Raw genomic sequence first — 14,685 nt, forward strand, 5'->3', positions numbered from 1 at the left:
TACTTGGTCTGTTGATGCTCAGTTTTTTGAGCTCGAACGCTCAAGATTTGCCCACAGCAAAACAAGGAATTCTTGACCTTAGAGAATGGGAATTTCAAAAAAATGAGCCTATTTCTTTGGCAGGAGAGTGGGAGTTTTATTGGGAGAGAATCCTATATCCAGCTGATTTCGAATATCTCGACCTTCCTGAAACTTACCGGAAATTTCCCATGCTTTGGGAAGGAGATATTATCGATGAGGATACCATTACACCAGTAGGGTTCGCTACACAACGCTTGCAGGTCATAGTCAATTCGGTGACGCCAGAGCTGGCGATAACCATTCCACATTTTTATTCTTCTTATTTACTCTTTTTGAATGGTGAATACTTGGGTTCCAATGGTCAGGTAGGCATGCATGAGGTGACTTCCAAGCCTCATTGGCAGTATATGACCAGGGAGTTCAAGGTTAAATCTGATACACTGGAAATTGTATTGCAGATATCTAACTACAAACATTCACGTGGAGGTAGTTTCTATGATATTAAGCTAGGAGAGAAAGTGAAAATGCAAACGGTAGAGGGTCGTCAGAAGGCTTTCGATCTGATTATGTCGTCTAGTTTGTTTTTCATAGGCCTCTTTTTTATGGTCTTGTTCTGGTTTGGTAGACATGAAAAGCAGATTTTATACTTTTCACTTTTTTGTTTGTTCTATAGTTATCGATCGATAGGCTCGGGGAGCTATACCCTTCATTCATTATATCCGGAGTTGCCTTGGCTGCTGACGCTCAAGGCCGAGTACATCACCATGTTTATGGCTGGGCTTTTCTTCTCCTTCTATTCTTATTATCTATATAAGCGAGAGACGTCCAGACTGTTTTTACTTTTTGTGACAATCATAAGTGGCACATTCGTATTAATTACACTCTTCGCACCGGTTAAGTTTTTTACCAAATTAGTGGGACCTTATTCTGTTATGATCTTGATTGGGTTCGTCTATATGATGTATACCTATGTGCTTGCTGTAGTCAACAAGAGGGAAGGATCATTAATGTCATTGATAAGTTCTTTTTTACTCTTTCTGGTCATGGGAGCTGTTATCCTGGAGCACTTTGGGTTTATGAAAAATTCTATGCTCTTCTATTTTGTGGGGTATCAGCAGTTTTTCTTTTTCCAATCGATCATTCTTTTTTATCGATACAACCGGAAAATTGAGATGGCCAAAGAGAAGGCAGAATCCGCTGCTCGATCTCAGTCTGATTTCCTATCCATGATTTCTCATGAGATCCGAACACCTTTGAATGCGGTGATAGGCTTGACCAATTATCTAATTGGGGATAAACCCAAAAAACAGCATACGGATGATCTAAAAACATTGAAGTTCTCAGCGGAGCATTTACATGTACTGATTAATGATGTGCTGGATTACAGTAAACTCGATGCAGGAAAGATTGAGTTTGAAGAAGTGGATGTCAATGTGGTTGAAATGGCCAGAAACATTACCAAAGGGTTTGATAATAGAGCCAAGGAAAAGGACATTTATTTGAACTTTCTTCATGATGAAGAGATTCCAAATTTTATCGTTTGTGATGGATTACGCTTGAGTCAGATTCTAACCAACCTGATTAGTAATGCGATCAAGTTTACAGATGAAGGTGGTGTGACGCTCAGTATGACCATTATCATGTTAACCAAAGATAGAGTGTCTATCAAGTTTTCCGTAGAAGATTCGGGTATTGGAATACCCAAAGACAAAATCAAAACCATATTTGATAGTTTCTCTCAGGCCTCTACATCCACAACCCGTGAATATGGAGGAACTGGTTTGGGCTTGTCCATTACCAAACGAATACTGGATATGCAAAACACAAAAATCAATGTGTTTAGTGTTGAAGGGCAGGGCTCAAGATTCTATTTTACTCAAACATTTGCAATCAGCGAGAATCAGGAAAAAGTGACCGAGAAGATTTCAGAAGTACATAATCAGTTGGAAGGAAAAAGCATACTACTGGTAGAGGATAATCCAGTAAATGTGATGGTAGCTAAGAAGTTTCTGTCGCGATGGGATATCAAAGTGGACGTGGCTGAGAATGGCCGAGAGGCATTAGAAAAGACAGCCATCGAATCTTATGATTTGGTGCTGATGGATTTGCAAATGCCAGAAATGGATGGCTATACGGCATCCGAAGAATTGAGAAAACGTGGCTATACGGTGCCAATCCTTGCCTTAACCGCCTCTGTGATGTTGGACGTAGGCGATCGTGTATTCAAGTCCGGAATGAATGATTTCATTACCAAACCATTCGATCCAGACGATCTATTTAATAAGATCAAATTGCATATCGAGCGGAAAGAATCTGAAGAGAAAGGGGTGAATTAATTAGCCTTCCAATTCTTTACCGTTTCAATAAACACCTTTACTTTCTCAGGATTAATGTCTGGGTAAACGCCATGGCCTAAATTGGCGATGTGTCTATGACCGCCAAAGGATTCAAGCATCTCAATGGTTTGCAATTCAATTTCTTTATCCGTACTGTAAAGCACACAAGGGTCTAAATTTCCCTGAAGTGTTTTGTCTGGACCTATCAATCTTCTGGTAGGTGCTACCGCCATGTTCCAGTCCAATCCAATGGTCTCGCAGTTGAGTTGTCCCATTTGCTTTCTAGCAAAATAAGCGCCCTTGGCAAATACAGTCACAGGTACGATGTCTATGGTATCACAGATTTTGGAAATGTATTTCAATCCAAATTCTTCATACTGTGCCGGAGACAAGATGCCCGCCCAAGAGTCGAAAATCTGTACTAAGTCGGCGCCGCATTTGATCTGCATTTGCAAGTATTTGATCGTGCTTTCTGTGATCATGTCCAGCAGTTTGTGAGAAAGCTCTGGCTCAGTGTAAAGCATCTTTTTGGCCTTAGAAAAAGTCTTGCTACCAGCGCCTTCTACCATGTAGGAGAAAATCGTCCATGGTGCTCCGGCGAACCCGATCAAAGGTACACGACCATTCAATTCCTTTTTGGTGATTTTGATGGCTTCGGCCACATAGTCCAAGTCAGTCTCTGGTTCAGCAATTCTGATTTTCTTTAGGTCAGCTGCAGACTGTATCGTGTTTTCAAACCATGGTCCCTTTTTCTCGATCATCTGATAAGGCAATCCCATGGCTTCAGGAATCACCAAAATGTCGGAGAAAATGATGGCCGCATCAACGCCTAATAGATCTACCGGTTGGATGGTTACTTCAGCCGCTAACTCCGGAGTGGTAGCCAGTTCAATAAAACCGCTTACGCTTTCACGAACTTTACGATATTCGGGCAGAATTCTTCCAGCCTGACGCATCAGCCACACCGGCACTCTTTCTGTTTCTTCTCCTCTGGCTGCTCGCAATATTAGATCGTTTTGTAAAATCATAGGGTTCTATTTTCTCCGGCCGCAAAGATAATAGGGGATGGGACAAATGGGAGATAGGTGAGGAGAAAATGAAGGGGATGGTGAATTTGACGTCTGTGTATGGTGCGTGTGCGTGTCGTTTGATAATGCAGCCAAAGTAGTGAAAATCTGCCGAATCTACCAACGTTTCGGTGAGAGCTGCGTTCCGCCAATCTTCCGATGCGGCGAACTGGCCTCACAATAAGCAGAGAAGTAATTTTCCTCGGTAGATGCACGGGTTCGTTCCGCCGAAGCTGGCTAAATGCTCAATTCGCACATGCACTATGACGCCATGTTAGCGATTTGTTATTCTGCGTTATCGTTGTTGCTTCGGTTTCTTACATTGTATGCACTCCACATTCCAACCAAAATGAAAAAAGAGGCAAAAAGCAAAGAGTTCATTGTTATGTCCTGCCCCATAATCCAATGAAAAATGAGAATAAGGATGAAGCCTGGAATTCCAATCTTGAGTCCCTGAATTGGCCAGTTCTTCTTGTTAATTGGCAGTGGTGATTTACCATCGTTCTTGTTCGCATACCGAATAGAATATCTTCGGATAGAATACAAAATTGTTGCTGTCAATAAACTAAAAAAAGTTAACCAGAAGCCAGTAAATAGAAATGTTCGCTGAGTTATGGGCTCATCAAAGAATGCATATGTAATACCGATTGTTAACAAGCAAAGTGTTGCCAGTAGTGTCCAGAAGAAAAGGAAAATGTAAAACCAGTTCGAAAATATTTTGTTGGTGTTCATGAGTTCTACGTTCCGGGAATAATCGCTAACATTCGTGTAAAGTGACCAGTGCACTTTATCCGCACTGCATCATTTCAAAAGTAATTGATTCTTCGTCTTCGAGAAGTACAAGTGAAAGGAAAAATGCGCAGTAATCTTTTGTATCAAATTAGCAGATGCCAAGACCTTTTTTGAAGTCTTAGCATCTACTCTTTTTATTTTACTTCAAACTCCAACTTATTCTCACCCTCTAGCGTAGCCAAAAGCTTGTCGCCTGCTTTTACCAAACCTACGCCGTGAGCTGGCGTACCACTCAAAATGATATCTCCGGGGTTCAAAGTCATAAACTGCGATATATGCGCAATGATCTGTGGTAGCGTATATACCATCAAAGAAGAATTGCCGGTCTGCACGCGCTCTCCATTTAGATCCAAGGCGAAATTGATATCTCCCTTGAATTGATCCAAAGAAACAAAATCAGAGATAGGCGTAGCGCCGTCAAAGCCTTTGGCCAAAGCCCATGGGCCTTTGTTCTCTCTGCTTTTGGCCAACACATCTTTGGCGGTAAAGTCGATGCACACAGCTACTGCATCCACATGATTCAAGGCATCTGCTTCACTGATGTTTTTTCCAGCTTTTGAAATCTTGAAAGCCAACTCTACTTCATAGGCTAATTCGTTAGAAACAGCAGGTATTTCGAAAGGCGCATTGTTTGTAAGTAGGGTAGTTTCTGGTTTGGTGAAGATAATGGGTGCCCATTTTGGCGATGGCATTTCTTCTGGTGTGTTGACGTAGTTTTTTCCTATTCCTATGATGGTCATGAGCTATTTATTTTAATATTTCATGCAATGATAATTGATTGTATGTAATTCGTTATCGAACACGGAAAGAAAATACTACAATTTCAGAAGGTCTTAGAACACCATTGAGCATCAAAACACCACCATCCGTATATTTTTTTTCTCAGTAGGCTTTTATTGATTTTACTTTCTTCTGGAATCTAAAACCTTACTATGCCATTATTGATTGTCGTTGTTGGAATCGCGATCCTCTTTGTTCTCATTGCAGTCTTCAAACTCAATGCTTTTCTTTCTTTCATTATCACTTGCCTGTTTGTTGGTATCAGCCAAGGGATGGAATTGTCTGCGGTGGCACAGTCCATACAGACTGGTATAGGAAATACCTTAGGTTTCCTAGTGGTCATTCTGGGGTTAGGTGCCATGTTGGGTAAACTGGTAGCTGATAGCGGTGCCGCACAAAGAATCACTTCGGCCTTGGTGGCCAAATTTGGTGAGAAGTACATCCAATGGGCCGTTGTTTTGGCCGGATTTATTGTGGGCATCCCAATGTTCTATTCAGTAGGGTTTGTGATTCTTATTCCACTCGTTTTTACAGTGGCAGCGTCCACGGGACTGCCTTTGATATATGTAGGATTGCCGATGCTCACTTCCCTGTCAGTAACGCATGGTTTTTTGCCACCGCATCCTGCGCCTACTGCTATCGCCATTATGTTCGATGCGGATATTGGAAAAACGCTCTTGTACGGGATTATCATCGCCATACCTGCCATAGTGGTAGCCGGACCTTTGTTTGCCCGATCAATCAAAAAGATTAAAGGCTCACCCATGAAGGAATTTTACAATCCGGTAATTTTAAAGGATAATGAAATGCCTGGGATGGCAGTTAGTGTTTGTACTGCCTTACTTCCTGTCATCTTAATTGGGCTATCTACAGGTATCGGCCAGTTTTTAAATGCGGGGAAAACCAAAACCATCGTTGAATTTATTGGGAACCCCATGATTGCGATGTTGATTTCTGTATTGGTAGGCATTTACACATTAGGACTCTCCAGAGGGAAGCAGATGAAAACCATTATGGATTCGCTGGCCAGCGCCATCTCCGGTATTACGATGGTTTTGCTCATTATTGCTGGTGCTGGAGCACTCAAGCAGATTCTGACAGATAGTGGCGTCAGCGAGTATATCGGAGAACTACTTAGAGGCTCATCAATTTCACCTTTATTGTTGGCTTGGTTGATAGCGACAGTGATTCGCGTTTGCGTGGGATCTGCTACGGTTGCAGGGCTGACCGCTGCAGGTATCGTATTGCCCTTAATTGCCGGATCAGGTGTAAGTCCCGAACTCATGGTGATAGCTGTAGGCTCAGGGAGTTTGATGCTCTCGCATGTCAATGATGGCGGCTTTTGGATGTTCAAGGAGTATTTCAACCTTTCGGTAAAAGAAACCTTGTCTACCTGGACGATTATGGAAACCAGTGTTGGCGTCATTGGCCTTGTGGGCGTATTAATTTTAGACTCAATTATATAAAAAGAATACAATGGATATTTCACCTTCAGAAAAAGCAAAAGAATTAGGATTAGAGTTTCCTCCGGCACCCCAGCCAGCGGGTGTATATCGTCCCGTATTGGTGGTAGATAAGTTTCTCTATGTATCAGGTCAAGCCCCGATGCAAATGGATGGGACCCTTATGCAGGGCCGTGTGGGTGACCATGTGGATATGGAATTTGGAAAACTGGCGGCTCGTCAAACTGCTTTGACCATGCTTTCAACCATTCAGACACATTTTGGCTCTTTGGATAAAATCAAACGCGTGGTAAAAGTATTGGGCATGGTCAATTGTACGCCTGATTTCATTAGACAGCCTTATGTGATCAATGGGTTTAGTGAATTGCTGGCCGAACTATGGGGGCGCGAATATGGCATAGGCGTTCGAAGCGCGGTAGGTATGATGTTGCCCGACGGCATTCCGGTGGAAATAGAAGCAGTGTTTGAATTGCACTAAATGATGTCTGAAATTGAATGGTATAAGGTAAAACAAGAGGATGGGGTGGTGACACCCGCCTTGCTCGTATATCCCGATCGGATCAAACAGAACATTGGAAAAATGATCGAGCTATCTGGGGATGTCGACAAGTTACGGCCGCATGTTAAGACTCATAAATCAGTTGATATCATCAAACTTCAATTGGCGCATGGCATCACCAAGTTCAAATGTGCCACGCTGTCAGAGGCTGAACTGCTAGCGACTTCAGGTGCCGAAGATGTGCTCCTGGCCATGCAGCCTGTTGGACCAAATGTTCCGAGGTTATTTGAGTTGATTGCCAAATTTCCAGTATGTAATTTTTCCACGCTAGTGGATAATGAAAAAACAGCCGTTGAGATTTCAAGATTAGCACAACAAAAGGGGCTGACAGCCTCTCTTTGGCTAGATATAAATAATGGCATGGATCGAACGGGAATATCGCCAGGCCCGGAAACTATATGCATATATGAATTCATGGCCAACGATCCTTTTTTGAATGTCAAAGGCCTTCATGTTTATGATGGTCATATTCATCACAAGGATTTAGAATTGAGAAAAAACGCTTGTAACGACGATTTTAATTCAGTGGAAAGTCTGAGAAGTGCAATAGAAAAAAAGCAGTTACCTTTTCCTACAGTGGTAGCCGGAGGTACGCCTACTTTTACTATTCACAAAGATCGGAAAGATGTTCAACTAAGTCCTGGCACTCCGCTACTTTGGGATGCTGGCTATGCTCAGGCGTTTCCAGACCTGTCTTTCGAGCTGGCGGCTGTAGTCGCTACACGGATTGTGAGCCAACCATCTTCAGATTTGCTTTGCTTGGATCTGGGTTACAAGTCTGTAGCCAGTGAGATGGAGCTGCCAAGGGTAAAGTTTCTTGGCGGTCATGATTTTGAAATAGTCGGACACAATGAAGAACATATGGTGGTTCGTACGCACGAAGCACATGCCTATGAAATAGGTCAACTTCTATATGCTGTGCCTATTCATATTTGTCCTACAGTAGTGAAGTATGATGAAATGCTCGTTATAGAAAAAAATGAACTCACCGCCACTTGGCCAGTTGGAACTCGATCTCACTAATATTAATTACTAACTAAAAACATAGACATGTTCATATTTGATGCACACTTAGATCTTTCGATGAATGCTCTGGAGTGGAACCGCGATTTGCGATGGACTGTAGAAGAAATTCGAGCAAGCGAAGCTGGTATGACTGACAAGCCGGATAGGGGAAGAGGTACAGTTTCATTTGATGCGTTAAGAAAAGGAAACGTAGGTCTATGCGTAGCTACACAAATTGCACGCTATGTAAAAAAATCTAGCTCGCTTCCCGGTTGGCACTCACCTGAGCAAGCCTGGTCGCAAACCCAGGGGCAGTTGGCCTGGTACAAGGCCATGGAAGAAGCGGGCGAAATGGTTCAAATTACCAACAAGCAGCAGTTGGAGAGTCATCTGAAAGACTGGAACGACCCAGCGACTCAGTCACCAATTGGCTATATACTCAGTCTGGAAGGCGCTGATTCCATTGTAACCATCGATCACTTGGAACGATCGTTCAAACAGGGCTTAAGAGCGATTGGGCCAGCACATTACGGACCGGGAACTTATGCTCACGGGACGGATTCTGTTGGTGGGATTGGTCAGAAAGGAAAGGCTTTGCTCAAGAAGATTGAAGAATTGAACTTGATTCTGGATGCGACACATCTGTGTGATCAGAGCTTTTGGGAAACCATGAAGGTCTACGATGGCCCGGTCTGGGCCAGCCACAACAACTGCCGAAAATTCGTGAATCACAATCGCCAATATGCAGATGAACAAATCTTGGAACTGATCGAACGAAAGGCTGTAATTGGGATTGCTCTAGATGCCTGGATGATGGTGCCCAACTGGGTGAGGGGAGCATCCACTCCGCAAAGTATGGGTGTAACATTGACACAGATGATCGACAACATCGATCATATCTGTCAAATGGCCGGCAATTCATTTCACGTAGGTATTGGTACTGATCTGGACGGTGCATTCGGTACGGAGCAGTGCCCAAGTGACCTGGATACGATCGCTGACTTACAAAAAGTGCCAGCCATGTTGCAAGCCAAAGGGTATAACATTTCGGATATCGAAAATATCATGAGTAAGAACTTCTTAGATTTTCTGAGAAGCGTTTGGTAAGAAGTAGCGGATGATCTCCTTCTTCCGCAACCAACTTTATTCTTATTGCGATTCGCAAAGAACTCTTGCTTTCGGAGTTGTTTTGGTCAGTTTTTAAATCAGATTTTACTTAGCCAGACGAAGCCCTTCAGCAAAAGAATTGTCAAAATCACTATTCTCAACGGCTTGTGCGGCTTTTTCTACATCGTACGCTACTCTTTTGAAAGTGACTGAAAGCGTGTCCGGGTTGAAGGATGAGGTAGATTGACCGAGTTCGACTATGGCATAACAAATGCGCGGATCGCCATCTTTTGGCTTGCCAACAGAACCAATATTTATTACGTGTTTGAAAGTACTCTCGTCTTTTATCACACGGTGAAAAGGTTTGTGCGTGTGACCACATAACAGTACATCTTCCTGCTGGGATTTCATCATCTCTAAAACTTCGGCTTCAGGATAATCCTCAACCATATAGTCGTTGATTGCTTTCACACTACCATGAACCATCAACAGATTGAATGGCTTGTCGTTGGTAACAAACGACAAGGATATATGTCTGGGAAGGTTGATGAGATATGCTCTGTTTTCATCACTCACCAAAGATCGAGTCAGTGTTCTATTGGACTGCGGAGCTTCCTTGGAAATAGGTTCCAATAAGGCCTCGTCATGATTTCCCATGAGGGTAGGAATGCTTCTTTTTCGTATGGCATGGATCACTTTATTTGGCCATACATTGTAACCTACCAAATCGCCTAAACAATAAACAGCATCCACCTGTTGCGAATCCAAATCGTCGAAAAAGGACTCGAGGGCAGGAAAATTGGCGTGAATGTCTGAAAAGAAAGCTATTTTCATTCTTTTAGGCTTTTTGCGTATCGTAGTATTTCTTTTTCAACCAAAATGAAACTCTTACTAGCAATATCAGCGCAGGAACTTCTACCAACGGACCAATTACGCCGGCAAAAGCTTGTCCAGAATTCAAGCCGAAAACCGCGATCGCCACAGCAATCGCCAATTCAAAATTGTTGCCTGCAGCTGTAAAGGCTACCGAAGCTGTTTTGTCATATGTTGCGCCCATGGCTTTGGTGAAGAAAAAACCAATGATAAACATCAATGTAAAATAGACCAGTAGTGGAATGGCAATAATTAATACGTCCATTGGAATTTGAACAATCAACTCACCCTTTAAGGAAAACATGACGACAATCGTAAATAGTAGAGCAATCAAAGTCATGGGTGAGATAGTAGGAATAAATTTTTGGGTGTACCAATCTTCGCCTTTCAGTTTGACTAAAAACAACCGGCTAAACATTCCCAATACAAATGGAATACCTAAATAAATAGCAACACTTTCGGCTATGGTGGCAATAGAAATATCTACAATCGCGCCTTCAAAACCGAAATAGGGAGGAAGAACCGTAATGAAAATCCAGGCATAAAAACTATAGGCAAATACTTGAAAAATACTGTTTAAAGCGACCAGGCCAGCGCCATATTCGCTGCTTCCTTCAGCCAGATCGTTCCATACCAAAACCATGGCAATACATCGAGCCAATCCAATCAGAATGAGACCGACCATGTATTCGGGATAGTCTCTTAAAAAGGTAATGGCCAATACGAACATGAGTACTGGGCCGATGATCCAATTGAGAATGAGTGAAATGGAAAGAATTTTGGTGTTTCTAAATACTTTGGGCAACAGGGCATAATTGACTTTGGCCAAAGGTGGATACATCATGAGGATCAACCCAATAGCAATTGGAATGTTGGTCGTTCCGCTATTGAACGAATTAATGATGTTGGGAAATGTAGGAATGAAGTAGCCGATTCCAACTCCTATTGCCATTGCTACAAATATCCAGAGGGTTAGGTTTTTGTCTAGAAAGCTTAATTTTTTTGCTGCCATTATTTATGATTTGAATTGAAATCGCGAATATTATATTGCAATATTACGATGAATATCCATGTGCTCAAAACATTATTGAGAATTGAAATCAAGGACTTAATAAATTATTGACTCAATAGTTCAGAATAGCGATTGTAATCTGTATTCCAATCGATGTGAAATAGGCTTTATCTCCTTCTTCCGCCTCCGCCGCCATTCTTCTTGCGATTGGCAAAAAACTCTTGCTTACGGCGTTGCTTTTCTTTGTTCCATTCTTTTTTCTCGGCCTCAGTCATGGGCTTTTCGGTTTGAGGGAATGGGTTACTTTTAATGACCTGGAGCGTGGTCTTAGTCAGTTTCTCAATCGCTTTGATGCGACTGTTTTCTTCTGGTTCGCAGAGGGATATGGCATTGCCTGCTTCACCTGCTCGACCTGATCTTCCGATTCTATGTACGTAAGTTTCTGCTTCTTCTGGCACATCGTAGTTGATCACATACTTCAGCTTATCGATGTCAATTCCACGAGCGGCGATATCCGTAGCTACCAACACTCTGATGTGGCCTGATTTGAAGTCTTTCAGTGCTTTCTGTCTTTGATTCTGCGCCTTGTCGCCATGAATGGCTGCTGACTTTATTTTCTTTTTGTGCAATTCTCGAGCAATACGGTCTGCCCCATGTTTAGTCCGGCTAAAAACCAACACCTGATCGATTTTTTGGTCAGTAAGAATGTGCAGCAACAACTTCTTTTTATCCGCACGATTGGTATAAAACAAGAATTGCTGTATGGTTTCTGCTGTCGAGGATACCGGGTTTACTTCGATCTTCTTAGGGTTAGTCAGGATCTCATTGGCCAATTTCAGGATACTATTGGGCATGGTCGCTGAGAAGAACAAGGATTGTCTTTTCTTAGGTAAGTAGGTGAGGAGCTTCTTTACATCATTTACAAATCCCATATCGAGCATGCGATCCGCTTCGTCCAAAACGAAGATTTTCACCTGATCCAAAGAGATGTATCCCTGACTAATCAAGTCCAATAATCTACCAGGTGTAGCTACCAAAAGGTGAACACCTCTTTTGAGTTTGTCTACCTGACTGCCTTGCTTCACCCCACCAAAAATCACGGCATGTTTCAAGTTGGTGTATTTGCTGTAGAGACGGATATTGTCTTCGATCTGAATGGCCAACTCACGAGTAGGCGTCACGATCAAAGAAAGCAATTGTGGTTTGCCGCCTTGTCCGCCTTCCATCTCATGAATACGCTGAATGATCGGGATGGCAAAGGCCGCTGTTTTACCTGTACCGGTCTGTGCGGAGCCTAATACGTCGTTTTGATCCAACACCAAGGGTATGGCTTTGGCTTGAATGGCAGTAGGTTCGGTGTAGTTTTTATCTTTCAACGCCTTAAGTATAGGCGCTATGAGGGGCAATTCTTCGAATGTCATAAAATGCAATAAAGTGCTGAAATGCACTTTTGGCATTTCTCTGTGGCGCAAAGGTAGACATTAGTAAGACTAATCGGTTAGGATATGAAAAATAGATTTTTTCTTGCCAAAGTACTGGATGCCATCATGCATTTTTGATGTGAACTCTGTTGATCAACTAAGTGTTTTAATGCTATTTTATAGCTTATAGGGCACTTTATTGCTGGTAAATTATTACTTGTAATTGTTCTCGGAAATTCACAAATTACTAATACTAAAGTAACTGAACCCCTTAAGCTTATGTTAGAAGAGAGTAAATATTATTTCAATAAAGCCGCTAAAGTTTTAGAATTACAAACCTTGGGGCGCAAAATACTCGAGACTCCTTTTCGAGTGGTGAAAGTGGAAATAGTGACGGATGCCGACGATGGTACTTTCAATCACCACATCGGCTTTCGTGTACAGCATGACAATTCTCGTGGGCCTATGAAAGGCGGACTGAGGTATCACCCCAGTGTGGACGAATATGAAGCTGAAGCTCTCGCTTCACTAATGACATGGAAAACAGCAGTGGTAAATATTCCTTATGGCGGTGCCAAAGGTGGCGTGAATTGCGATCCGGAAAAATTGTCAGAAAAGGAATTGCACGACATCACACGGACCTTCGTAGGTCATATCAAAGAAGTGATCGGTCCTAAACTGGATATCCCTGCACCTGATGTCAATACCAATGCGAAGATCATGGGGTGGATCATGGACGAATATTCACAGCACTATGGGTTTTCTCCAGGAGTAGTCACAGGCAAGCCTTTGCATTTGTTTGGAAGTGAAGGAAGAGAAGAAGCGACTGGTCGTGGGGTGATGATAGCGCTTGAGCATGCTTTGAAAGATAAGAAGATGTCATTTGAAGGGCTGCGAGTGGCTGTTCAGGGATTTGGCAATGTGGGAAGCCATGCTTCAAGATTGATAGCCGAGAAAGGCGCTAAAATAGTGGCTGTGGGTGACCATAAGGGAGGTGTTCAGAATCCTGAAGGTCTCGATGTTGAAAAGTTAGGCGAGTGGGTGAAGAAAAACCGAACAGTAGCCGGATTTGATGGTGGTGATGCATTTGAAAGTACAGAAGTTCTGACCTGGGATTGTGATGTGCTGATTCCTGCCGCACTGGGTGGCGTATTGACCAAGGAAAATGCCAAAGATGTTCGTGCTAAAATTGTTGTGGAAGCAGCCAATGGCCCTACCACGCCAGAAGCAGACGAAATATTCTTTAAAAAGGACATTTTAGTGATTCCTGATATTTTGGCTAATGCCGGCGGGGTAACGGTGAGTTACTTCGAATGGGCTCAAAATATTCAGCAGTTTAAATGGGAATTGGAACGGATCAAAAATGAACTGTACCAAACCATGACTAAAGCATATAATGATGTAGCCGATATCGCCAAATCAAAAAATGTGGATATGCGCACCGCAGCCTTTGTACTAGGCATTGGTCGAGTGGCTCGTGCCACCATGTCGAGAACCCATATGTCGAGTGCTCAGTTTGATGAGTATTAATTGAAATTAAGTTTAAGAGAAGTTTTGCAAGTTGGCCGAAAGGTCAACTTGTTTTGTTTTGTGGTGATTGCAAGTGGCTCACGCGTTACGCTGTCGCTAAACGCGCGATTGGGGGAAGTGCATGAATGTTATGGCGCGCGTTTAGCGAAGCGTAACGCGTGCCTGTGCTACGAAAGCATTTCAATCTTCAGCATCCCCACATGCCCGGCATAGTTTCTAGCCGAACTGTACCAGTAATATTCTGGCTCGTCCACAATTTCTGATTGCACAGGATTGTGATGAATATAATCCAACTTTTCTTGAACCCATTTGGCACTATCTAGCAAAATGGGATGATTTCCATCTTGCCAAACTTTATATTCGGATATTCTATTCAATGGTTTGCCGGACTTTTTGAACGCTCGAAGTAGCCATTCTTTACGACTTTCATTTATCCTTTTAATCTCTTTGATTAGAGCTGCGGCGGTGTGCTTCTTAAAATCCCGAAATATTTCACTCAAATTTGCATTTTCAGCACTGACAATCATGTGCAAATGGCTGGGCATCAGTACCCAGGCATGCACCTTCAATCCTTTCTTTTCTTGACAAAATTTTAGAGACGCTACAATGACATGCTTAAACTCTGCTCTTGTAAATAGATCAATCCAATGAACGACGGTAGAAGTGGTGAAATATAAACCTTCTGGATCTAGGAATTTGTACATTTCAGACATGAGGAG

At 42.6% G+C, this 14,685-nt stretch carries 13 protein-coding genes; 6 read left to right on the top strand and 7 right to left on the bottom strand.

The genetic code is table 11. The annotated features are described in order from the left end of the window. Window positions 1-47: 47 nt before the first annotated feature. Complete coding sequence (locus tag R8N23_RS09515; RefSeq protein ID WP_318171359.1) at window positions 48-2,357, top strand: response regulator; 2,310 nt, start codon at window positions 48-50, stop codon at window positions 2,355-2,357. Here R8N23_RS09515 and hemE read toward each other — a convergent pair. From hemE to R8N23_RS09530, 3 genes are all read right to left on the bottom strand, one after another. Beyond that, a complete protein-coding gene (hemE, locus tag R8N23_RS09520; protein WP_318171360.1) occupies window positions 2,354-3,385 on the bottom strand; it encodes a uroporphyrinogen decarboxylase in 1,032 nt (343 codons plus the stop codon). The genes R8N23_RS09515 and hemE overlap by 4 nt on opposite strands. Before the next feature lie 324 nt (window positions 3,386-3,709). After that, complete coding sequence (locus R8N23_RS09525) at window positions 3,710-4,156, bottom strand: hypothetical protein (RefSeq protein ID WP_318171361.1); 447 nt, start codon at window positions 4,154-4,156, stop codon at window positions 3,710-3,712. A gap of 194 nt (window positions 4,157-4,350) precedes the next feature. Then, a complete protein-coding gene (locus tag R8N23_RS09530) occupies window positions 4,351-4,956 on the bottom strand; it encodes a fumarylacetoacetate hydrolase family protein (protein ID WP_318171362.1) in 606 nt (201 codons plus the stop codon). Window positions 4,957-5,148: 192 nt separating this feature from the next. On the opposite strand from R8N23_RS09530, the gene R8N23_RS09535 reads away from it, so the two are divergent. From R8N23_RS09535 to R8N23_RS09550, 4 genes are read left to right on the top strand one after another with little or no spacing between them, the layout of a single operon-like run. Next, window positions 5,149-6,462 carry a gluconate:H+ symporter gene (locus tag R8N23_RS09535; protein ID WP_318171363.1) on the top strand — a complete coding sequence of 438 codons (1,314 nt, stop codon included), beginning with the start codon at window positions 5,149-5,151 and terminating at the stop codon, window positions 6,460-6,462. Between the two features lie 10 nt (window positions 6,463-6,472). Then, window positions 6,473-6,937: a RidA family protein gene (locus R8N23_RS09540; protein ID WP_318171364.1), complete on the top strand. Its 465-nt coding sequence runs from the start codon at window positions 6,473-6,475 to the stop codon at window positions 6,935-6,937. Beyond that, complete coding sequence (locus R8N23_RS09545) at window positions 6,938-8,041, top strand: D-TA family PLP-dependent enzyme (protein WP_318171365.1); 1,104 nt, start codon at window positions 6,938-6,940, stop codon at window positions 8,039-8,041. Window positions 8,042-8,068: 27 nt separating this feature from the next. Then, window positions 8,069-9,130: a dipeptidase gene (locus R8N23_RS09550; RefSeq protein ID WP_318171366.1), complete on the top strand. Its 1,062-nt coding sequence runs from the start codon at window positions 8,069-8,071 to the stop codon at window positions 9,128-9,130. Between the two features lie 105 nt (window positions 9,131-9,235). On the opposite strand, the gene R8N23_RS09555 is transcribed toward R8N23_RS09550, so the two are convergent. The 3 genes from R8N23_RS09555 to R8N23_RS09565 all read right to left on the bottom strand — a co-directional run bounded on the left by R8N23_RS09555 (window position 9,236) and on the right by R8N23_RS09565 (window position 12,436). Continuing rightward, on the bottom strand, window positions 9,236-9,964 hold the full coding sequence (locus R8N23_RS09555) for a metallophosphoesterase family protein (protein WP_318171367.1): 729 nt from the start codon (window positions 9,962-9,964) through the stop codon (window positions 9,236-9,238). Window positions 9,965-9,968: 4 nt separating this feature from the next. After that, the gene (gene arsB, locus R8N23_RS09560; protein WP_318171368.1) at window positions 9,969-11,015 is read right to left on the bottom strand and encodes an ACR3 family arsenite efflux transporter; all 1,047 of its coding nucleotides are present in this window, start codon (window positions 11,013-11,015) and stop codon (window positions 9,969-9,971) included. A 167-nt stretch (window positions 11,016-11,182) separates the two neighbouring features. Further along, window positions 11,183-12,436: a DEAD/DEAH box helicase gene (locus R8N23_RS09565; RefSeq protein ID WP_318171369.1), complete on the bottom strand. Its 1,254-nt coding sequence runs from the start codon at window positions 12,434-12,436 to the stop codon at window positions 11,183-11,185. A 279-nt stretch (window positions 12,437-12,715) separates the two neighbouring features. On the opposite strand from R8N23_RS09565, the gene R8N23_RS09570 reads away from it, so the two are divergent. Continuing rightward, window positions 12,716-13,966 (top strand): Glu/Leu/Phe/Val family dehydrogenase, encoded by a 1,251-nt coding sequence (locus R8N23_RS09570; RefSeq protein WP_318171370.1) that lies wholly within the window; start codon window positions 12,716-12,718, stop codon window positions 13,964-13,966. A 167-nt stretch (window positions 13,967-14,133) separates the two neighbouring features. Here R8N23_RS09570 and R8N23_RS09575 read toward each other — a convergent pair whose 3' ends face one another. After that, window positions 14,134-14,679: an REP-associated tyrosine transposase gene (locus R8N23_RS09575; protein WP_318171371.1), complete on the bottom strand. Its 546-nt coding sequence runs from the start codon at window positions 14,677-14,679 to the stop codon at window positions 14,134-14,136. Window positions 14,680-14,685: the final 6 nt, after the last annotated feature.

It is taken from the genome of Reichenbachiella sp., from assembly GCF_033344935.1.
In the GTDB taxonomy this organism is placed as follows: domain Bacteria; phylum Bacteroidota; class Bacteroidia; order Cytophagales; family Cyclobacteriaceae; genus Reichenbachiella.